Annotated in this window: 15 protein-coding genes; 5 read left to right on the forward strand and 10 right to left on the reverse strand. The window is 65.2% G+C overall.

The window, feature by feature from the left end; genetic code table 11:
• Window positions 1–103: 103 nt before the first annotated feature.
• The 4 genes from AC5P6A_RS08315 to betI form a co-directional block, all read right to left on the reverse strand.
• Entirely contained in the window at window positions 104–1,780 is a 1,677-nt protein-coding gene (locus AC5P6A_RS08315; RefSeq protein WP_019661476.1) for a long-chain fatty acid--CoA ligase, read from the reverse strand.
• A gap of 226 nt (window positions 1,781–2,006) precedes the next feature.
• Complete coding sequence (gene betA / locus AC5P6A_RS08320) at window positions 2,007–3,689, reverse strand: choline dehydrogenase (RefSeq protein ID WP_010482497.1); 1,683 nt, start codon at window positions 3,687–3,689, stop codon at window positions 2,007–2,009.
• Between the two features lie 101 nt (window positions 3,690–3,790).
• Window positions 3,791–5,263 carry a betaine-aldehyde dehydrogenase gene (gene betB / locus AC5P6A_RS08325; RefSeq protein ID WP_495222292.1) on the reverse strand — a complete coding sequence of 491 codons (1,473 nt, stop codon included), beginning with the start codon at window positions 5,261–5,263 and terminating at the stop codon, window positions 3,791–3,793.
• Window positions 5,264–5,301: 38 nt separating this feature from the next.
• The gene (gene betI, locus AC5P6A_RS08330; RefSeq protein ID WP_005409501.1) at window positions 5,302–5,892 is read right to left on the reverse strand and encodes a transcriptional regulator BetI; all 591 of its coding nucleotides are present in this window, start codon (window positions 5,890–5,892) and stop codon (window positions 5,302–5,304) included.
• A gap of 170 nt (window positions 5,893–6,062) precedes the next feature.
• Between betI and AC5P6A_RS08335 the strand changes: the two genes are divergently transcribed.
• Entirely contained in the window at window positions 6,063–7,613 is a 1,551-nt protein-coding gene (locus tag AC5P6A_RS08335) for a BCCT family transporter (protein ID WP_155029478.1), read from the forward strand.
• A gap of 93 nt (window positions 7,614–7,706) precedes the next feature.
• On the opposite strand, the gene acnA is transcribed toward AC5P6A_RS08335, so the two are convergent.
• Window positions 7,707–10,460: an aconitate hydratase AcnA gene (gene acnA, locus AC5P6A_RS08340; protein ID WP_111097828.1), complete on the reverse strand. Its 2,754-nt coding sequence runs from the start codon at window positions 10,458–10,460 to the stop codon at window positions 7,707–7,709.
• Window positions 10,461–10,761: 301 nt separating this feature from the next.
• Between acnA and AC5P6A_RS08345 the strand changes: the two genes are divergently transcribed.
• The 4 genes from AC5P6A_RS08345 (at window position 10,762) to AC5P6A_RS08360 (ending at window position 15,937) form a co-directional block, all read left to right on the forward strand.
• Window positions 10,762–10,986 carry an AbrB/MazE/SpoVT family DNA-binding domain-containing protein gene (locus AC5P6A_RS08345; protein WP_005409505.1) on the forward strand — a complete coding sequence of 75 codons (225 nt, stop codon included), beginning with the start codon at window positions 10,762–10,764 and terminating at the stop codon, window positions 10,984–10,986.
• A 6-nt stretch (window positions 10,987–10,992) separates the two neighbouring features.
• Window positions 10,993–11,391: a type II toxin-antitoxin system VapC family toxin gene (locus AC5P6A_RS08350; protein ID WP_005416402.1), complete on the forward strand. Its 399-nt coding sequence runs from the start codon at window positions 10,993–10,995 to the stop codon at window positions 11,389–11,391.
• A gap of 44 nt (window positions 11,392–11,435) precedes the next feature.
• Window positions 11,436–14,027: a bifunctional aconitate hydratase 2/2-methylisocitrate dehydratase gene (gene acnB, locus AC5P6A_RS08355; protein WP_058979914.1), complete on the forward strand. Its 2,592-nt coding sequence runs from the start codon at window positions 11,436–11,438 to the stop codon at window positions 14,025–14,027.
• A 158-nt stretch (window positions 14,028–14,185) separates the two neighbouring features.
• Window positions 14,186–15,937, forward strand: a complete 1,752-nt coding sequence (locus tag AC5P6A_RS08360; RefSeq protein WP_346714804.1) for a WG repeat-containing protein — start codon at window positions 14,186–14,188, stop codon at window positions 15,935–15,937.
• Window positions 15,938–16,033: 96 nt separating this feature from the next.
• Here AC5P6A_RS08360 and AC5P6A_RS08365 read toward each other — a convergent pair whose 3' ends face one another.
• From AC5P6A_RS08365 to AC5P6A_RS08385, 5 genes are all read right to left on the reverse strand, one after another.
• Entirely contained in the window at window positions 16,034–16,405 is a 372-nt protein-coding gene (locus tag AC5P6A_RS08365; RefSeq protein WP_180878014.1) for a hypothetical protein, read from the reverse strand.
• Between the two features lie 238 nt (window positions 16,406–16,643).
• Window positions 16,644–17,717, reverse strand: coding sequence for a protein-glutamate methylesterase/protein-glutamine glutaminase (locus AC5P6A_RS08370; protein WP_021202077.1), 1,074 nt, complete (start codon window positions 17,715–17,717; stop codon window positions 16,644–16,646).
• Entirely contained in the window at window positions 17,714–18,310 is a 597-nt protein-coding gene (gene cheD / locus AC5P6A_RS08375; RefSeq protein WP_014037083.1) for a chemoreceptor glutamine deamidase CheD, read from the reverse strand. The genes AC5P6A_RS08370 and cheD overlap by 4 nt, the downstream gene beginning before the upstream one ends.
• On the reverse strand, window positions 18,307–19,176 hold the full coding sequence (locus AC5P6A_RS08380) for a CheR family methyltransferase (RefSeq protein WP_049435029.1): 870 nt from the start codon (window positions 19,174–19,176) through the stop codon (window positions 18,307–18,309). Before AC5P6A_RS08380 ends, cheD begins: the two co-directional genes overlap by 4 nt.
• A gap of 37 nt (window positions 19,177–19,213) precedes the next feature.
• Window positions 19,214–19,691, reverse strand: a 478-nt coding sequence (locus AC5P6A_RS08385; RefSeq protein WP_495222293.1) for a methyl-accepting chemotaxis protein, incomplete at its 5' end; no start/stop codon positions are given.

The raw sequence follows: 19,691 nt of genomic DNA on the forward strand, positions 1-19,691 counted from the left end.
GTCGTGAACCGCCCGCAAGCGCCGGGCCGGCCATGTTCCGGCAATAAAAAGACCCCGCCGTCTCCGGCGGGGTCCCCTGTACTGTCGTGTTGCCCGGAAACCCTTACTGGGCGGGCGTATCACGCAGCTCGCGACGGAGAATCTTGCCGACGTTGGTCTTCGGCAGCTCCTTTCGGAATTCTACGATTCTGGGGTGCTTGTAACCGGTCAGGTTGGCCCGGGCATGTTCCTTGACCATTTCCGCGGTCAGGTTCGGGTCCTTCTTCACAATCACGACCTTCACGACCTCGCCGGACTTCTCGTCCGGGACACCGACCGCAGCCACTTCCAGCACGCCGGGCATCATCGCGATGACGTCCTCGACCTCGTTCGGGTACACGTTGAAGCCGGACACCAGGATCATGTCCTTCTTGCGGTCGACGATGTAGAAGAAGCCCTGTTCGTCCATCTTCGCCATGTCGCCGGTGTGCAGCCAGCCGTCGGCGTCGATGGCGGTGGCGGTTTCCTCCGGGCGCTGCCAGTAGCCCTTCATCACCTGCGGGCCCCTGATGCACAGTTCACCCACTTCGCCCAGCGCCAGGATGTTGCCGTTGTCGTCCTTGATGCAGGCATCGGTGGACGGGATCGGCAGGCCGATGGCGCCGTTGTACTCGGGCAGGGTGAGCGGATTGATGCAGGCTGCCGGCGAGGTCTCGGTCAGGCCATAGGCTTCGACCAGGGTCACCCCGGTGACCTTCTTCCAGCGTTCGGCCACGGCACGTTGTACCGCCATGCCGCCGCCGAGGGTGAACTTGACCGAGGAGAAGTCGATCTCGTCGAAGCCGGGGGTGTTGAGCAGGCCGTTGAACAGCGTGTTGACACCGGTGATGGCGGTGAAGCGGGTACCCTTGAGCTCCTTGACGAAGCCCTTCATGTCGCGCGGGTTGGTGATCAGGTGGTTGCAGCCACCGAATTTCATGAAGACCAGGCCGTTCGCGGTCAACGCGAAGATGTGGTACAGCGGCAGGGCCGTGATGATCACTTCCTTGCCCGGCTCGATGCCTGAAGTGGACAGCCACGCCGACGCCTGCTGCATGTTGGCGATCAGGTTGCGGTTGGTCAGCATCGCGCCCTTGGCCACGCCGGTGGTACCGCCGGTGTACTGCAGGAAGGCGATGTCGTCGTGGTCGATCTCCACAGGCGGAAGCGCGTGGCGGCTGCCCAGCTTGAGCGCCTGCCTGAAGCGGACGGCGCCCTTGATGTGGTAGTTGGGCACCATCTTCTTGACGTACTTCAGTACGAAGTTGACGATCGCGCCCTTGGCGCCGAGCAGGTCGCCCAGGCCGGTGGTGACCACGTGCTTGACCGGCGTATCGGCGATGACCTGTTCGACGGTGTCGCCGAAGTTGTCGACCACCACCAGCGCACTGACGCCGGCGTCGACCAGCTGGTGCTTGAGTTCGCGCGCGGTGTACAGTGGGTTGACGTTGACCACGGTCAGTCCGGCGCGCAGCACGCCGAAGGTGGCCACCGGGTACTGCAGGCAGTTGGGCATCATCAGGGCGACGCGGTCACCCTTCTTGAGCTTGAGCTCACCCAGCAGGTAGGCGGCGAACTGGGTGACCAGCGCGTCTGTCTCACCATAGGTGAGGACCTTGCCGAAGCTGGAGTAGGCGGGACGGTCGCGGAATTTCGCGACGGAAGCGTCGAAGACCGAAGCTACCGAATGGAACTCGTTGACGTCGATTTCGGCGGGAACGCCTTTCGGATAGCTCTGCAGCCAGGGACGATCCAGACTCATATTCCCCCTCCAGGAATCGTGATGTATTAGGTTCGGCCCCGAGCGTATCGACAATGGCCGTTCATTGCAGCATACCCCGCCGTAGGGAAAACGCGAAGAGGGGTTTGCGTGGCGCATTGTGCGAACGCGTCAAACGGCGCCGGGCATGGCCTGGCGCTACCGAAGGCAGGACGCGCCTGGTAGCGCCGGGCCATGCCCGGCGGGTGTTTCAAGGTGTGCGGCTGGCTCAGCCCTGCTTGCGCACCGGTGCACCGTTGGCCTTGTAATACGGCGCGGTGCTGCGGGCCAGCGGGGTGCGGCCGCGGATCACGTCGGCCAGCTTCTCGGCCATCATGATGGTCGGCGCGTTGAGGTTGCCGGTCACCACCTGCGGCATGATCGAGGCATCGACGATGCGCAGGCCTTCCAGCCCGTGCACGCGGCCCTGGCCGTCGACCACCGCCATCGGGTCATCGGCATGGCCCATCTTGTTCGAGCACGACGGGTGGTAGGCGGTCTCGGCATGCTCGCGCACGAATGCGTCGATCTGCGCGTCGGTCTGCAGCGCGCTGCCCGGCGAGATCTCGCGGCCGCTGTACGGTGCCAGCGCCGGCTGCGCGAAGATCTCGCGGGTGATGCGGATCGCCGCGCGGAACTCACGCCAGTCCTGCTCGTGCGACATGTAGTTGAACAGGATGCTCGGATGTTCGCGCGGATCCTTCGAACGCACATGGATGCGGCCGCGGCTGGGCGAGCGCATCGAACCGACGTGCATCTGGAAGCTGTGCGCCTTGATCGGGTTGGAGCCGTTGTAATTGATCGCCACCGGCAGGAAGTGGTACTGCAGGTTCGGCCAGTCGAATTCGGCGTCGCTGCGGATGAAGCCGCCGGCCTCGAACTGGTTGCTGGCGCCGATGCCGGTGCCCAGGAACAGCCACTCGGCACCGATCGCCGGCTGGTTGTACAGCTTCAGTGCCGGCGCCAGCGACACCGGCTTCTTGCATTCGTACTGCAGGTACATCTCCAGGTGATCCTGCAGGTTGGCGCCGACGCCTGGCAGGTGGTGCACCAGGTCGATGTCCAGGCTGCGCAGCAGGTCGGCCGGGCCGACGCCCGAGCGCTGCAGGATCTGCGGCGAGGCGATGGCGCCACCGCACAGCAGCACTTCGCGGCGGGCGGTGGCACGCTGTGGCTGGTCGTTGTGCAGCCACTGCACGCCCACCGCACGCTTGCCCGAGAACAGGATGCGGTCGGTCAGCGCGTGGGTGACGATGGTCAGGTTCGGACGCGGCTTGGCCAGGTCCAGGTAGCCGCGGGCAGTGCTGGAGCGACGGCCCTTCGGGGTCACCGTGCGGTCCATCGGGCCGAAGCCTTCCTGCTGGTAGCCGTTGAGGTCGTCGGTGCGCGGATAGCCGGCCTGCACGCCGGCTTCGACCATCGCCGCGAACAGCTCGTTGTTGCCGGCCTTCGGCGTGGTCACGCGCAGCGGGCCGTCGCCACCGTGGTAGTCATTGGGGCCGATGTCGCGGGTTTCGGCCTTGCGGAAGTACGGCAGGCAGTCCAGGTAGGTCCAGTCTTCCAGGCCCGGCATGCTGGCCCAGTTGTCGTAGTCCATTGCGTTGCCGCGGATGTAGCACATGCCGTTGATCAGCGACGAGCCGCCCAGGCCCTTGCCGCGGCCGCAGTCCATGCGGCGGTTGTTCATGAAGGGCTCGGGATCGGTCTTGTACGCCCAGTTGTAGCGCTTGCCCTGCAGCGGGAAGGCCAGTGCCGCCGGCATCTGGGTACGGAAGTCGAGCCGGTAGTCCGGGCCACCGGCTTCCAGCAGCAGCACGCTGACATCGGCATCTTCGGTGAGGCGCGTGGCCAGCACGTTGCCGGCCGAACCGGCGCCGATGATGATGTAGTCGTACTCGTTATGGGTGCTCATGGGTGTCTCCTGCAGGCCGGGGCACGCTGCATGCAGGCGTCCCGGCGGAATGTCGGATCGGCGCGTTGGCCGGACGAGGGGGCGTGCTCGGGGCGCGCCGGTCAGAACACGCTGGCGTAGTCGCCCAGCTCGACCTGCACCGACTTGATGCGGGTGTAGTGGCCGAGGGTGGAGATGCCGTTCTCGCGGCCGACGCCGGATTCCTTGTAGCCACCGACGGGCATTTCGGCCGGCGATTCACCCCAGGTGTTGATCCAGCAGATGCCGGCTTCCAGGCGGTGGATGATGCGGTGGGCGCGGCTGACGTCCTTGCTGACCACACCGGCGGCCAGGCCGAAGGTGGTGTCGTTGGCGCGGCGCACCACTTCGTCTTCGTCGTCGTAGGCGAGGATGCTCATCACCGGCCCGAAGATCTCTTCCTTGACGATGGTCATGTCATCGCGGCAGTCGGAGAACACGGTCGGCAGCACGTAGGCACCATTGGCCAGCGCGCCTTCGGTGGCACGGCCGCCGCCGGTCAGCAGGCGGGCGCCTTCGGCCTTGCCGCTTTCGACGTAGCGCAGCACGTTTTCCATGTGCGGGAAGCTGGTCAGCGGGCCGAAGTTGGTCTCGGCGGCCATCGGGTCGCCGATGCGGATGCGCTTGACGCGCTCGACAACAGCGGCTTCGAAGGCGGCCAGCATGCTGCGCGGCACGAACACGCGGGTACCGTTGGTGCAGACCTGGCCGGAGCTGAAGAAGTTGGCCATCACCGCGATGTCGGCGGCACGGTCGAGGTCGGCGTCATCGCAGATCACCAGCGGCGACTTGCCGCCCAATTCCATGGTCACTTCCTTCAGCGACGAGGACGCGGCGCTGGCCATGACCTTCTTGCCGGTGGCGACGCCGCCGGTGAAGGAGATCTTCTCGATCACCGGGTGCTCGGTCAGCCACTGGCCGATCTCGCGGCCCGGGCCCTGCACGACGTTGAACACGCCGGCCGGCACGCCGGCTTCGGTGTAGATCTCGGCCAGCCGGATCGCGGTCAGCGGGGTCACTTCGGACGGCTTGAACACCATCGCGTTGCCCGCGGCCAGCGCCGGGGCCGACTTCCACATGGCGATCTGGATCGGGTAGTTCCAGGCACCGATGCCGGCGACCACGCCCAGCGGTTCGCGTCGGGTATAGAAGAAGCTCGATTCGCGCAGCGGCAGCTGGATGCCTTCGATGGCGGTGGCCAGGCCGGCGTAGTACTCGACCACGTCGGCGCCGGTGACGATGTCCACGGTGGTGGTTTCGGCCAGCGCCTTGCCGGTGTCCAGGGTTTCCAGGTGGGCCAGCTCGTCGTTGCGCTCACGCAGGATCTCGACGGCGCGGCGCAGGATGCGCGAGCGCTCCATGGCGGTCATCGCGGCCCACACCTTCTGGCCTTCGGACGCGCTCTGCACGGCACGCTCGACGTCGGCCTGGCTGGCGACCTGCACTTCAGCGATCACCTCGCCGGTGGCCGGGTTGACGGTCTTGAAGGTCTTGCCGCTGGTGGCATCGACGCGCTGGCCGTGGATGTAGAGCTGTTGGACGGGCAGGGTGGTCATGGGGCGTACTCCTTGGAAGGGGGCGGGTGCTGGAGCGCTTATAGCGCGACAGCCTGCAACTGGAAGTCGATGTAGCCGTAAGCGATGCGCCGGGACTTCTCGGCGTTGAACTGGCCGCCGACCAGGCTGCCGCGCAGCCACAGGCCATCAATCATCGCGGCCAGGCCGCGGGCGGCCAGGCGGGCCTGCGGGTGGGGCAGCAGGCGGTTGAACTGGTGGCAGAGGTTGGAGAACAGGCGCTGGTCGTTGGCGCGCTGCAGCCGGGCCAGTTCCGGCTGGTGCATGCTCGCGGCCCAGAAGGTGAGCCAGACGCGCATGGCGGTGCCGTTGATCTGGCTGTCGTCGAAGTTGCCATCGACGATGGCGCGCAGCTGCTCGCGCGGGTCGTCGCTGGCGTCGGCGCGGTAGCGGGCGACGGCGTCCTTCAACTCGCGCAGGATCTGCCGCATTGCAGCATTGAGCAGGCCGTCCTTGTCGCCGAAGTAGTGGGCGACGATGCCGCTGGACAACCCTGCCTTCTTCGCGATGGTGGCGACGGTCGCATCGGCCATGCCGATCTCGTCGATGGTCTGGAAAGTGGCCCGGATCAGCTGCTCGCGCCGTACCGGTTCCACGCCTTTCTTCGGCATTGTCTCTCCACGGTTTGCGACCCGAAGGATCGGGCTGCCCGCCATTATGCTTTTTATTGATTGAACGTTCAATCAATAAACCCTAGGATGCGCTCGCGCCCCACGCCATGGGCCCGGTTTACCGGTCCGGCCCCGCCCATGTGCTCCCTCGGACTTGATGAGACGACCCCATGTCTTCCCTGGCTCATCCCAAGCGTTCGCCCCTGCGCTTGAACCGTTTTGTCTTCCTCAGCTCCTCGGTGTCGATCGGCATCCTCGGGCTGCTCACCGTTCTCTATCCCGAAGGCAGCGAGCACTGGCTGCAATGGGCGCAGGCCGAAGTGTCGGCCGCGTTCGGCTGGTGGTACATGCTGCTGATCGTGCTGTGCCTGGGCTTCGTGCTGTGGCTGGCGTTCTCGCCGTATGGCCGCATCCGCCTGGGCCACAACGAGGAATCACCGGCGTTTGGCTACGTGGCCTGGGTCTCGATGCTGTTCTCGGCCGGCATCGGCATCGCGCTGCTGTACTACGGCGCCTACGAGCCGCTGGACCATTTCCTGCATCCGCCCGGGCAACCCGGCGGCACCGTGGCCGCCGGCCGCGAGGCGATGGTGCTGACCTTCCTGCACTGGGGCCTGCACGGCTGGGCGCTGTATGCGCTGGTCGGTGTGGCACTGGGCTACTTCGCCTACCGCCGCGACCTGCCGCTGGCGCTGCGCTCGGCGCTGTACCCGATCTTCGGTGAGCGCATCCATGGCCGCATCGGCGACATGGTGGATGGCTTCGGCATCCTGGCCACGCTGATCTCGATGGTGACCAACCTCGGCATCGGCGCGCTGGTGGTGCAGTCCGGCCTGGTCTACCTGTTCCACATCCCGGATACGCCGCAGGTGCTGGTGGCGATCGTGCTGGTGATGATGGTGGTGGCCACCATCGGCGTGGTTGCAGGCGTGGAAAAGGGCATTGCCTGGCTCTCCAACCTCAACGTGCGCCTGCTGTGCGGCCTGCTGCTGTTCGTGCTGGTCACCGGCCCGACCCTGCACCTGTTCGACGGCTTGATCCAGAACACCGGCGATTACCTCGGTGCGTTCGTGCGCAAGAGTTTCGACATGTACCTCAACGACCCGAAGGGGCGTGAGTGGATGGGCTCGTGGACGCTGTTCTACTGGGCCTGGTGGATCGCCTGGGCGCCGTTCGTCGGCCTTTTCGTGGCGCGCATCTCGCGGGGACGCACCATCCGTGAAGTTGTCATGGGCGTGCTTCTCATCCCGCTCGGTTTCACCCTGGCGTGGCTGTCGATCTTCGGCAACACCGCCATCGACCTGGTCCTCAACCATGGCCAGGCGATCCTGGGCGACGTGGCCCAGCACGATGCGGCGATGACGCTGTTCAAGCTGCTGGAATACCTGCCCGGGGCGCCGTACGTGGCTGGTGCTGCGGTGGTGATTGGTTTCGTGCTGTTCCTGACCCCGGTCGATTCGGGCACGCTGATGATCGCCAACCTGTGCACCCGTCGTGTTGACGATGGCGTGGAAGATGGGCATGACGCGCCGATCTGGCTGCGCGTGTTCTGGGCCGTCGGTATCACCGTGGCCAGCGTCGGGCTGCTCCTGGCCGGCAATTTCAGCGCAATGCAAACGGCGGTGGTGCTGTGCGGCCTGCCGTTCTCGTTCACCCTGGCGTTCTACATGTGGGGCCTGCTGAAGGCGCTGCGCACCGACCCGGACGCACCGCGCCGCTGAGTGCTTCTGTAGAGCCGAGCCCATGCTCGGCTCTACAGGGGGGTGCATCGCAAACGGAATGGGCCGGATCCGTGCGGATCCGGCCCTTTTCCGTTACTTGCTGGCCAGCTGGCGCAGCACGTACTGCAGCAGGCCACCGTGACGGAAGTACTCGACTTCCTTCGGGGTCAGCAGCATCACCGACACCTCGAAGGTCTTCTTCGTGCCATCGGCCTTGGTCGCGGTGACCGTGGCGCGCTTGCTGGCACCGTCCTGCAGGCCGGTGATGTCGATCACTTCCGAGCCGTCCAGGCCCAGGCTCTGCGCATTCTCGCCGTTGCGGAACTGGAGCGGCAGCACGCCCATGCCGACCAGGTTGGAACGGTGGATGCGCTCGAAGCTCTCGGCGATGACCGCCTTCACTCCCAACAGCAGGGTGCCCTTGGCCGCCCAGTCGCGCGACGAGCCGGTGCCGTATTCCTTGCCGGCCAGCACCACCAGCGGCACCTTTTCAGCCTTGTACTTCATGGCCGCATCGTAGATCGCCAGCTTCTCCGGCTGACCGCCGCCGGCCGGGTAGTACAGGGTGTTGCCGCCTTCCTCGCCACCGAACATCAGGTTCTTGATGCGGATGTTGGCGAAGGTGCCGCGGACCATCACGTCATCGTTGCCGCGGCGGCTGCCGTAACTGTTGAAGTCGGCCGGCTGCACGCCGCGCTCCTGCAGGAAGCGGCCTGCCGGCGAGTCCTTCTTGATGTTGCCGGCCGGGGAGATGTGGTCGGTGGTGATCGAATCGCCGAACAGGCCCATCACGCGTGCACCATGCACGTCGTCGATGCTGCCGGTCTGCATGGTCATGCCATCGAAGTACGGCGGGTTCTTGATGTAGGTGGAGGCATCGCTCCACTCGTACAGGTTGCCGTCTGGCGAGGCGATGGTGTTCCAGCGGGTGTCACCCTTGAACACGTCGGCGTAGTTCTGCTTGAACATCTCCGGGCCGATGGTCGCGGCGATGACATCGCCGATTTCCTTGTTGCTCGGCCAGATGTCGCGCAGGAACACCGGCTGGCCATCGCTGCCGGTACCGAGCGGCTGGGTGGTCAGGTCGATGTCGGTGGTGCCGGCGATGGCGTAGGCCACCACCAGCGGCGGGCTGGCCAGGTAGTTCATCTTCACTTCGGGGTGCACGCGGCCCTCGAAGTTGCGGTTGCCCGACAGCACCGAGGTGACCACAAGATCGCCGGCGGCGATGCCGGCGCTGACCTCGGTCGGCAGCGGGCCGGAGTTGCCGATGCAGGTGGTGCAGCCGTAGCCGACCACGTAGAAGCCGATCTTCTCCAGCTCCTTCAGCACGCCGGCCTTTTCCAGGTAGTCGGTGACCACGCGCGAGCCCGGCCCGAGCGAGGTCTTCACCCACGGCTGGCGGTTCAGGCCCTTGGCGGCCGCGTTGCGGGCCAGCAGGCCGGCGCCGATCATCACCGCCGGGTTGGAGGTGTTGGTGCACGAGGTGATGGCAGCGATGACCACCGCGCCGTCCTTCAGCCGCACCTTGCGGCCTTCGATCTCGATGTCGGCGAAGCCCTTGGCCAGCTGCTCGTTGCCGACCGCGGCGCCACCGCCTTCGTTGACGAAGGTGGCAACGTCCTCGCTGCGCTTGTCACGGTTGGCGGTCAGGCCGACCAGCGCTTCGCGGTAGTTCTTCTGCACGTCTTCGAGCAGGACGCGGTCCTGCGGACGCTTCGGGCCGGCCAGCGACGGCTTCACCGTGCCCATGTCCAGTTCCAGCGTGGTGCTGTACTGGGCATGCGGGCTGCCCGGTTCGTGCCACAGTCCTTGCGCTTTGGCATAGGCCTCGACAAGGTTGATCTGCTCTTCGCTTCGGCCGGACAGGCGCAGGTAGTTCAGCGATTCGGCGTCGATCGGGAAGATGCCGCAGGTGGCGCCGTATTCCGGGGCCATGTTGCCGATGGTGGCACGGTCGGCCAGCGGCAGGTGCTGCAGGCCATCACCGTAGAACTCGACGAACTTGCCGACCACGCCCAGCTTGCGCAGCATCTGGGTAACGGTCAGCACCAGGTCGGTGGCGGTGGCGCCCTCGGGCAGCTTGCCGGTCAGCTTGAAGCCGACCACCTGCGGGATCAGCATCGACGACGGCTGGCCGAGCATGGCCGCCTCCGCTTCGATGCCGCCCACGCCCCAGCCCAGCACGCCGATGCCGTTGATCATGGTGGTGTGGCTGTCGGTACCGAACACGGTATCCGGGTAGGCCACGGCCTTGCCATCCTTCTCTGCGGTCATCACCACGCGGGCCAGGTTTTCCAGATTGACCTGGTGCACGATGCCGGTGTTGGGCGGCACCACCTTGAAGTTGTCGAAGGCCTTCTGGCCCCAGCGCAGGAAGCCGTAGCGTTCCTGGTTGCGCTGGAACTCGATCTTGCCGTTGAGGTCCAGCGCGTCGGGCTTGCCGAACACGTCGACCTGCACCGAGTGGTCGATGACCAGCTCGGAGGGAATCTGCGGGTTGATCTGCTCCGGCTTGCCGCCGAGCTTGACGACGGCGTCGCGCATCGCGGCCAGGTCGACCACGCAGGGCACGCCGGTGAAGTCCTGCAGGACCACGCGTGCGGGCATGAACGCGATTTCGGTGTCCGGCTCGGCCGCCGGATTCCAGCGGGCCACGGCTTCGATGTGGTCCTTGCCGACGGTGATGCCGCCATCCTCGTGCCGGAGCAGGTTCTCCAGCAGGATCTTCATCGAGTAGGGCAGGTGGGAGATATCGAAGCGCTGGCCCAGCGTGGGCAGGCTGAAGTAGTCGTAGGTCTTGCCGCCGACGTTCAGCTGGCTGCGGGTGGAGAACGAATCGCTCATGCGGGGTAACTCCTTCTTGCGGATGGCTTGCAGTGGCCCGCGCATGGGCGGACCTGCTTGCGGTCGCCGGTGGCCTGTTGGCCCCGGAAGTTCCAGTATGAACCCGAAACTGAATGGATTCACCCGGGCCGGGTTCGGCCTGCGGCATCGGTTCCAGACTACAGGGGAGGTTGTATGGCGTATGTCACGTTTGTGACCGATCCTTTGCGAGGCAAGGGCTGGCGGGGTGCCGGTCCTGTTCAGGGTGGAAGTATGCCCAAGGAAGTATGTATAATTTGTGCATACTCTGGAGGGCCTACCGATGGAAGCCACTGTTGCAGAACGCGGACAGATCACCCTGCCCAAGGCGGTGCGTGATGCCCTCGGCCTGACCAAGGGCACGCTGCTGAAGGTCGAGCTGGACGGCAGCCGCATCATCCTGCGCAAGAGTGTTGACGATGCCATTTCACGGGCGCGCGGCAAGTTCGCGCTGGACGGCTTCGAATCCTCCGACGCAGCGGTACGCGCGGTGCGTGACGAGGAATAAGCCGTGATGATCGCCGTCGATTCACCGGTGCTGGTCGAGCTGCTCAGCAATGGTCCGCAGGCCGATGCCGTGGAGGCCATCCTCCGGCAGAGCCTGGTGGGTGGCCGTGTGGTGGTCTGCGGCGCGACCCTGGCCGAGGTCTGCGCATCGCTGCGCGGCGGCGCCGAGGTGCTCGAAGCGCTGGAAGAAATGGGCGTGCACTTCAATCCGATGGAAGCCAAGTCGGCGCTGCGCGCCGGCGAGATGCACCGCCGTCATCGCCAGCGTGGCGGCAGCCGCCGCAGCCTGGACGAATTCATGGTCGGCGCCCACGCACTGCTGCAGTGCGATGGCCTGATCACCTGGAACGACACGTTTTACCGCGACTACTTCAAGGGCCTGAAGCTGATCGTGCCGCACGCCTGAGCCCACTTTTGATTTTTCAACCTACGCATTACCCGGGAGTTGTCATGTTGGAAGCCTACCGCCACCACGTCGCCGAGCGCGCTGCGCTTGGCATCCCGCCGCTGCCGCTGAGCGCGCAGCAGACGGCCGATGTCATCGAACTGCTGAAGAACCCGCCGCAGGGCGAGGCCGAGTTCCTGCTCGACCTGCTGACCCACCGCGTGCCGGCCGGCGTCGATGACGCAGCCAAGGTCAAGGCGTCGTACCTGGCGGCCATCGCCCTGGGCAGCGAGCAGAACCCGCTGATCAGCCGTGAGCGCGCCACCGAACTGCTGGGCACCATGCTCGGCGGTTACAACGTCGCCCCACTGGTGCAGCTGCTGGACGACGCCAGCGTCGGCACCATCGCCGCCAACGGCCTGAAGAAGACCCTGCTGGTGTTCGATGCGTTCCATGACGTGCAGGAAAAGGCCAAGGCCGGCAACGCCAACGCCCAGGCCGTGCTGCAGAGCTGGGCCGATGCCGAGTGGTTCACCAGCAATCCGGAAGTGCCGCAGAGCCTGACCGTCACCGTGTTCAAGGTGCCGGGCGAGACCAACACCGACGACCTGTCGCCGGCACCGGACGCGACCACCCGCCCGGACATTCCGATGCACGCGCTGGCGATGCTGAAGAACAAGCGCGACGACGCGCCGTTCACCCCGGAAGAAGACGGCAAGCGCGGCCCGATCCAGCAGATCCTGTCGCTGAAGGACAAGGGCCACCTGGTGGCCTACGTCGGCGACGTGGTCGGCACCGGCTCCTCGCGCAAGTCGGCCACCAACAGCGTGCTGTGGTGGACCGGCGATGACATTCCGTACATCCCGAACAAGCGTGCCGGTGGCGTGTGCCTGGGCGGCAAGATCGCCCCGATCTTCTACAACACCATGGAAGATGCCGGTGCGCTGCCGATCGAGCTGGACGTGTCGAAGATGGAGCACGGCGACGTCATCGAGCTGCGCCCGTACGAAGGCAAGGCGCTGAAGAACGGCGAGGTGATCGCCGAATTCCAGGTCAAGTCCGACGTGCTGTTCGACGAAGTGCGTGCCGGTGGCCGCATCCCGCTGATCATCGGCCGTGGCCTGACCGGCAAGGCGCGCGAAGCGCTGGGCCTGGCCCCGACCGACCTGTTCCGCCTGCCGGTGCAGCCGGCCGATACCGGCAAGGGCTTCTCGCTGGCGCAGAAGATGGTCGGCCGCGCCTGTGGCCTGCCGGAAGGCCAGGGCATGCGCCCGGGCACGTACTGCGAACCGAAGATGACCTCGGTCGGCTCGCAGGACACCACGGGCCCGATGACCCGTGACGAGCTGAAGGACCTGGCCTGCCTGGGCTTCTCGGCCGACCTGGTGATGCAGTCGTTCTGCCACACCGCCGCCTACCCGAAGCCGGTGGACGTGAAGACCCACCACACCCTGCCGGAGTTCATCTCCACCCGTGGCGGCGTCTCGCTGCGCCCGGGCGACGGCGTGATCCACAGCTGGCTCAACCGCATGCTGCTGCCGGACACCGTCGGTACCGGTGGTGACTCGCACACCCGTTTCCCGGTGGGCATTTCGTTCCCAGCCGGTTCGGGCCTGGTCGCCTTCGCCGCGGCCACCGGCGTGATGCCGCTGGACATGCCGGAGTCGGTGCTGGTGCGCTTCAAGGGCAAGATGCAGCCGGGCGTGACCCTGCGTGACCTGGTCAACGCGATCCCGCTGTACGCGATCAAGTCGGGCCTGCTGACCGTGGCCAAGGCCGGCAAGAAGAACATCTTCTCCGGCCGCATCCTGGAAATCGAAGGCCTGCCGGAGCTGAAGGTCGAACAGGCGTTCGAACTGTCCGACGCCTCGGCCGAGCGTTCGGCGGCCGGTTGCTCGGTGCGCCTGAACAAGGAACCGATCATCGAGTACCTGACCAGCAACATCACCCTGCTGAAGTGGATGATTGCCGAGGGTTACCAGGATCCGCGTTCGCTGCAGCGTCGCATCGAGAAGATGGAAGCGTGGCTGGCCAACCCGCAGCTGCTGGAGCCGGATGCGGACGCCGAGTACGCCGCCGTCATCGAGATCGACCTGGCCGACATCCACGAGCCGATCGTGGCCTGCCCGAACGACCCGGACGACGTGAAGACGCTGTCCGAAGTGGCCGGTGCCAAGATCGACGAAGTGTTCATCGGTTCGTGCATGACCAACATCGGTCACTTCCGCGCCGCGGCCAAGCTGCTGGAAGGCAAGCGTGACCTGCCGACCCGCCTGTGGGTGGCCCCGCCGACCAAGATGGACGCCTCGGAGCTGACCAAGGAAGGCGTGTACGGCACCTTCGGCGCCACCGGCGCACGCATGGAAATGCCGGGCTGCTCGCTGTGCATGGGCAACCAGGCGCAGATCCGCGAGGGTTCCACCGCGATGTCGACCTCGACCCGCAACTTCCCGAACCGCCTGGGCCGCAACACCAACGTGTACCTGGGCTCGGCCGAACTGGCCGCGATCTGCTCGCGTCTGGGCCGCATCCCGACCAAGGAGGAGTACATGGCGGACATCGGCGTGATCAACGCCAATGGTGCGGAGATCTACCGCTACATGAACTTCGACCAGATCGAGGAATATCAGGACGTGGCCAAGACGGTCGCTGCCTGATGCGGTAGTGCCGGCCGCTGGCCGGTATCCCGTTGAAACGAAGAACCCCCGGTGAGAACCGGGGGTTTTTTGTGGGCAGGGCACTTTCGGACAAATTGTATGTCTCTGGCGACGCATGGCGCCTACCGTGGATGCCCACCATTCGGGTCTTGCCTGAGATGCGCCATTCATTTCTGCTGACGACTCCCAGCCCTGCCCATCGCCGCAGCGTCATCACCCAGGCCTTCGGGGCTCTGCTGGCCTCCGTACTTCTGACCATGGCGCCATCGGTCGGCGCAACGCCGGCGTCTGCGATGCCGCTGTCTATCAAGCCGCCGCCCCGTCTCGACAGGACTACACGCCACGGCCTCTGTCATGAGGGCCGCTGCGTGGTGCTGGATGGCACCGGTCGGCAACTTGCCGAGCATCGGGGAATGCAATACCTCCGTCCCTTCAAAAATGGGGTGGCGGTCTTCGAAAGGGGGGAGAACAGGGGCGTCATGAATTCAGAAGGGCGTATCGTCCTTGAAGCGCATTACGACTCGGTTGAGGTACATGGCAACGGGATGATCGAAGCCAAGGTATTGCTGCGGAGCCCGCCCAAGGCGTACACGCGAATCGACTTCTTCAATGCACGAGGCCGATTGGTGCGTCGGTTTGAGGAGAAAGGCGAGATCGATCTCCTGCGCTCGGCGTCCTGGGCAGGAAACCCGGCTGTAGAACTCTGCAACAGTGAAAAGCGGCGCTGCACGACCCACTTCCTTGACGCAAAGGGCAGGTCCGGTCCCGTTTTCAGTGTCTTTGGTAGCTTTGGTCCCGTGGGTCATGAGGGGGAAGTGGCCATCGCTTCGCGCGATGGTGTCCACTTTGGCCTGGTTGATCGATCACTGGCAGGCATAGGGCGCCAGGACTACGATCAGATGACCTTCAACAGTTCGGGTTTCGCGCTCGCCACCCAGGGCGGGAACGACACGGTGCTGGATCCCCAAGGGGTGCAAGTGGCGCCCATGGGTCGATATCGGTTCAAGTTTGGTCGGGGTGGGTACCTGCTTTCTGCGGTAGCCGAAGACGGCCAGTGCCTGCATTTCACGCGCGCGGGTCTGATGTTTCCGACGCCTGCAGGCCACTGTATGAAGACAGATGAGTTCGCTGAACGAGTGGGGTATGTAATCTTCAGTTCGGAAGATGATGAATACGTTGTAGGCCTGGATGGGTCGCTGCGCTCCCTGCAACGCGCTGCAGGCCTGCATCCGTTGAACCGCAGGATCGTCGAGTATCAAAAGCCCGGCGAAGCGGGGGTGCGTTTCATGATGCTGGAAGATGGCAGCATCTCATCTTCCCTGTACTACCGACTTGCGCCTTTTCAAACCGCGGAAGGACTGGATGACCAACTGCTGTTGGCCCAAGCCGATGCAGGATGGGGTGTAATAGATGCTACGGGTGCTTGGCTGATTCCTCCTCGCTACCGTCGAATAAGACCATTGGGTCCGAATCTGGTCGCGGCATTCGAACGGCCGGGATATGACCCCGGGTATCACATACTCGATCTGCGTGGCAATGCGGTGGCTGATTTCACGCTGCATGATCCCTTACCGGATTTTTTGGCGGATGGAACAAGAGTCTATGCGCTCTCACTACGTGGCCGTTGGGGTCTTCTGGATGAGTCGGGGCGGTGGAGGCTGGCGCCCCGCTACGGCTACGTGAATGTTTCGAAAGGTCTGGTTTCCGTGCGTGAGCGAAACAGTGCCGGTGATATTACGGTTAATTTTCTTGACCCGGACACAGAAACGACGCTGTTCGAACAGGGATTTCTATCGATTCATTCTCGACCGGATGGTCTGTTTGAGACGTTGAAGACAGATCAGACCTTGGAGCTGATCAAGCTTGACGGGACCGTTCTGGGGCGTCTGCATCCTCGTCCCAGCCAATAGTCGGACCATTGACTGCTTGGTATGGCTGGAGGCTGGTGCGATCCAAATGGAAGATCTGGGCGTGTTGGAAACAACGGAACGCTCAGGCTTCCGGCGCTACTGCACGGTCCAGTCTGCGCTGCCTTCCAGCCGACGGCCGCCGATCAGCACGTTGCCGCTCTTACCGGAGACATCCATCTCGAACCAAGGCAGTCCATCACGGTCAAGTGGACGCACGTAGGCCTGGCGCTTTGCACGGTTGAATTCGATGTAGTAGCGGCGATGCACGTTGGGGTACGGCGGGATAGACGGACCTTTCCAGCTGACGCCTACCGCGCCGGGATCTTCGCGACCCACCAGCATCAGCATGAAGAACACATCACCCTGCTTGGCCTCGAAGTAGAACAGATCGCCACTGGCGCTGGCGGGTGCCAGTGGCAATGAAAGCAGTACGGCCGCCAGGGCGGCCTTCCATATGCCTTTGATCATGTGCAGCATTCCTTGTGCAATACCGCTATCAAAGCACACATGCGGGTAGCGCGTTGAAACGAAGAACCCCGATGAAAGCCGGCACCTTTTCTTGTTGCCTGATGGCCTGTAGCGCCGAGTCCATGCTTGGCTGCTGTTCGCGCGATGCGCGATGAGTCGAGCGCGGCTCGACTCTACAAAGGCATCCACGCATGGCGTGGATCTACTGCCCGCGGAGTCCTTGAGCCGGGGCGCGCTATCAGCCGCGAGCGAGCGCCAGCAGCCGCTCGGCAATCCGTTCCAGTGGCACCTGTTCCTCAGCGGCACCGAGTTTGAACGCTGCACCGGGCATGCCCCAGACCACGCTGGTGGCCTCGTCCTGCACCAGTGTCGGCGCGCCGGCCTGGCGCATTTCCAGCAGGCCGCGTGCGCCGTCGTCACCCATGCCGGTGAGGATGGCCCCGATGGCATTGCCACCCGCGCTCTGCGCGACCGAGCGGAACAGCACGTCCACCGCCGGCTTGTGCCGGTTCACCGCCGGGCCGTCGTCGACTCGGCAGCGCCAGCGTGCACCGTCACGGATGATGCGCAGGTGCTTGCCGCCGGGTGGCAGGTAGGCATGGCCGGGCAGCACCGCTTCGCCGTCGCTGGCCTCGCGCACGGCCATCGCCGAGTGTCGGTCCAGGCGTTCGGCAAAGGCGCTGCTGAAGCTGGCCGGCAGATGCTGGGTCATCACCACGGCGGGCGCGTCGGCGGGCATGCCTTCCAGCACCACGCGCAGCGCTTCGGTGCCACCGGCTGACGAGCCGATCGCGATCAGGCGATCGGTGGTCCGGAACTGCGGCGAGGCAGCACGCGTCGCCGGCGCTGCGTCCAGCGTGAGCTTCGGGGCGGCCGCGCGCACCAGCGGTCGCACCCGCGAGCGCGCCGCCATCTTCACCTTGGCGATGATTTCGTCGGCGTAGCCCTGCAGGCCGCGTGCGACGTCCAGCTTGGGCTTGGAGACGAAGTCCACCGCGCCCAGTGCCAGCGCCTGCAGCGTGGTGTCGGCGCCGCGTTCGGTCAGCGAAGAAATCATCACCACCGGCAGCGGGTGCAGCCGCATCAGATTTTCCAGGAACGCCAGGCCGTCCATGCGCGGCATTTCCACGTCAAGCGTGATCACGTCCGGGGCCAGGCGCTTGATCTTCTCACGCGCCAGCAGCGGATCTGCGGCGGTGCCGACCACGTCGATGGCCGGGTCGCTGGACAGGATTTCCGTGAGCATCTGCCGCACGACGGCAGAGTCGTCGACGATCAGGACCCGGCAGGGGGCGTTGCCGGTCAGGGTCATTCGAACAACTCCACGCCACCGGTGACCGGGGCCTTGGACAGACGTGCACGCACGGCCGATTCGGTGGCGGCCACTTCGGCTTCGTGGGCATGCGGCAGGCGCTGCACCACCACGCGGCCGGTATCGGCGAAGAACCAGATCTTGCGCGGATGGATGCCGCACAGGTCCTCGGCGATGATCGGGATATGCTCGGCCTGCAGGTACTGGCGCACGAACTCGGCGTTACGGGTACCGACCGGATTGCTGGTGAATCCCTTGAGCACGTTGGCGCCGCCGAACACCTTGGCCTCGATGCGCTTGCGGTGGGCGCCGCGCTTGAGCATGTCGTTGATCAGCAGTTCCATCGCGTAGCTGCCGTAACGCGCGGGCGCGCCGTCGCCGGCATTGCCCTCGGGCAGCAGGAAATGATTCATGCCACCGATCTTCAGCACGGGGTCCCGCAGGCAGGCCGCCACGCAGGAACCCAGCGTGGTGGTCAGCGCGGTGGTGTCGTCCACCACCAGGTACTGGGTCGGCAGCAGCTTGGCGGCAATGGTCTGGAAGCGCGCATCCTGGTAGCGCATCACATCGTCGGTACGCAGCGAGGCGTTCATGCACCGGCCTTTGCCGCGCGGCGGTACAGGGTGCGGCCACAGGGCTGGATCAGGTCGGCGGCGTGCAGGTAGTTCTCCGAGTGTCCGGTGTAAAGCAGGCCGTCATCGGCCAGGTGCTGTACCAGCCGGCCGAGGATCGCGCGCTGGGTTGGCTTGTCGAAGTAGATCATCACGTTGCGGCAGAACAACGCATCGAACGGGCCGCCGACGTCGTAGCGCGGGGCAAGCAGGTTCAGTGGGCGGAACTCGATCAGCTCGCGCAGTGCCGGCAGCACGCGGCACTGGCCCTCGTTGGGGCCGCTGCCGCGCTGGAAGTAGCGCCGGCGCAGGTCCGGGTCGAGGTTGGTCACACGGTCGATGTTGTAGACACCTCGGCCGGCGGTGGCCAGCACTTGGGTGTCGACGTCGGTGGCGATGATGCGCACCGGCGGCTTCAGCGTACCGAAGGCCTCACAGGCGGTAATCGCCATTGAATAGGGTTCTTCGCCGGTGGACGCTGCGCACGACCACAACAGCAGCGGCGTGCGGCTGGAGCGCTGCTGCAGCTCCTCGCGCAGCTTGTCGAAGTGATGCGGTTCGCGGAAGAACGAGGTCAGGTTGGTGGTCAGGGCGTTGGTGAACGCCTGCCACTCGTCACCATCTTCCTGCTCCAGATGGTCCAGATACTGCTGGAAGCTGCGCATGCCCAGCGTGCGCAGGCGGCGCGACAGGCGGCCATAGACCATGTCGCGCTTGGCCGGAGCGAGGGCGATGCCCACGCGCTGGTAGATCAGGTCGCAGACGCGGCGGAAATCACGGTCGGCGAACTCGAATTCGCGTGGGCCGGTAACGATGGGAGTAGGACTTTGCACGGGGGACGTGTCCATCGGCGGGGGCGGCGGCCGAAGCCGCTGCGGGTGGGTCTCAGAATTCCTGCCAGTCGCTGTCGCTGGCGGCGAAGGTGCGGGCGTTGCTGCTGCGACGTACCGGCGCGGGCGTTCCGGTCGGCTGCGGACGTGCCACGGTGGTGATGCACGCCGATTCCACGCGTTCGGCGACAGCCTTCACTGCGGCGGAGACCTGGTTGTCGAGGCGGAAGATCGCCACGGCATCGGCCAGCTGCGCGGCCTGGTCTTCCATCGCACGCGCGGCGGCGGTGGCTTCCTCCACCAGCGCAGCGTTCTGCTGAGTGGTTTCGTCCATCTGCACCACGGTCTGGTTGACCTGCTCGATGCCGGCGCTCTGCTCCTGCGAAGCGGCAGAGATCTCGGCCATGATGTCGGTCACGCGCTGCACCGAGGCGACGATCTCGCCCATCGTGCTGCCGGCCTGGTGCACCAGGCTGGAGCCTTCGGTGACCTTGCCGACCGAATCGTCGATCAGGCCCTTGATCTCCTTGGCC

The organism is Stenotrophomonas sp. YJH_SMC_20 (assembly GCF_059367845.1).

Bases quoted from the DNA above. Each gene is read 5' to 3' on its own strand.
- AC5P6A_RS08315 (WP_019661476.1), bottom strand. From the start codon at position 1,780: ATGAGTCTGGATCGTCCCTGGCTGCAGAGCTATCCGAAAGGCGTTCCC.
- betA (WP_010482497.1), bottom strand. From the start codon at position 3,689: ATGAGCACCCATAACGAGTACGACTACATCATCATCGGCGCCGGTTCG.
- betB (WP_495222292.1), bottom strand. From the start codon at position 5,263: ATGACCACCCTGCCCGTCCAACAGCTCTACATCCACGGCCAGCGCGTC.
- betI (WP_005409501.1), bottom strand. From the start codon at position 5,892: ATGCCGAAGAAAGGCGTGGAACCGGTACGGCGCGAGCAGCTGATCCGG.
- AC5P6A_RS08335 (WP_155029478.1), top strand. From the start codon at position 6,063: ATGTCTTCCCTGGCTCATCCCAAGCGTTCGCCCCTGCGCTTGAACCGT.
- acnA (WP_111097828.1), bottom strand. From the start codon at position 10,460: ATGAGCGATTCGTTCTCCACCCGCAGCCAGCTGAACGTCGGCGGCAAG.
- AC5P6A_RS08345 (WP_005409505.1), top strand. From the start codon at position 10,762: ATGGAAGCCACTGTTGCAGAACGCGGACAGATCACCCTGCCCAAGGCG.
- AC5P6A_RS08350 (WP_005416402.1), top strand. From the start codon at position 10,993: ATGATCGCCGTCGATTCACCGGTGCTGGTCGAGCTGCTCAGCAATGGT.
- acnB (WP_058979914.1), top strand. From the start codon at position 11,436: ATGTTGGAAGCCTACCGCCACCACGTCGCCGAGCGCGCTGCGCTTGGC.
- AC5P6A_RS08360 (WP_346714804.1), top strand. From the start codon at position 14,186: ATGCGCCATTCATTTCTGCTGACGACTCCCAGCCCTGCCCATCGCCGC.
- AC5P6A_RS08365 (WP_180878014.1), bottom strand. From the start codon at position 16,405: ATGATCAAAGGCATATGGAAGGCCGCCCTGGCGGCCGTACTGCTTTCA.
- AC5P6A_RS08370 (WP_021202077.1), bottom strand. From the start codon at position 17,717: ATGACCCTGACCGGCAACGCCCCCTGCCGGGTCCTGATCGTCGACGAC.
- cheD (WP_014037083.1), bottom strand. From the start codon at position 18,310: ATGAACGCCTCGCTGCGTACCGACGATGTGATGCGCTACCAGGATGCG.
- AC5P6A_RS08380 (WP_049435029.1), bottom strand. From the start codon at position 19,176: ATGGACACGTCCCCCGTGCAAAGTCCTACTCCCATCGTTACCGGCCCA.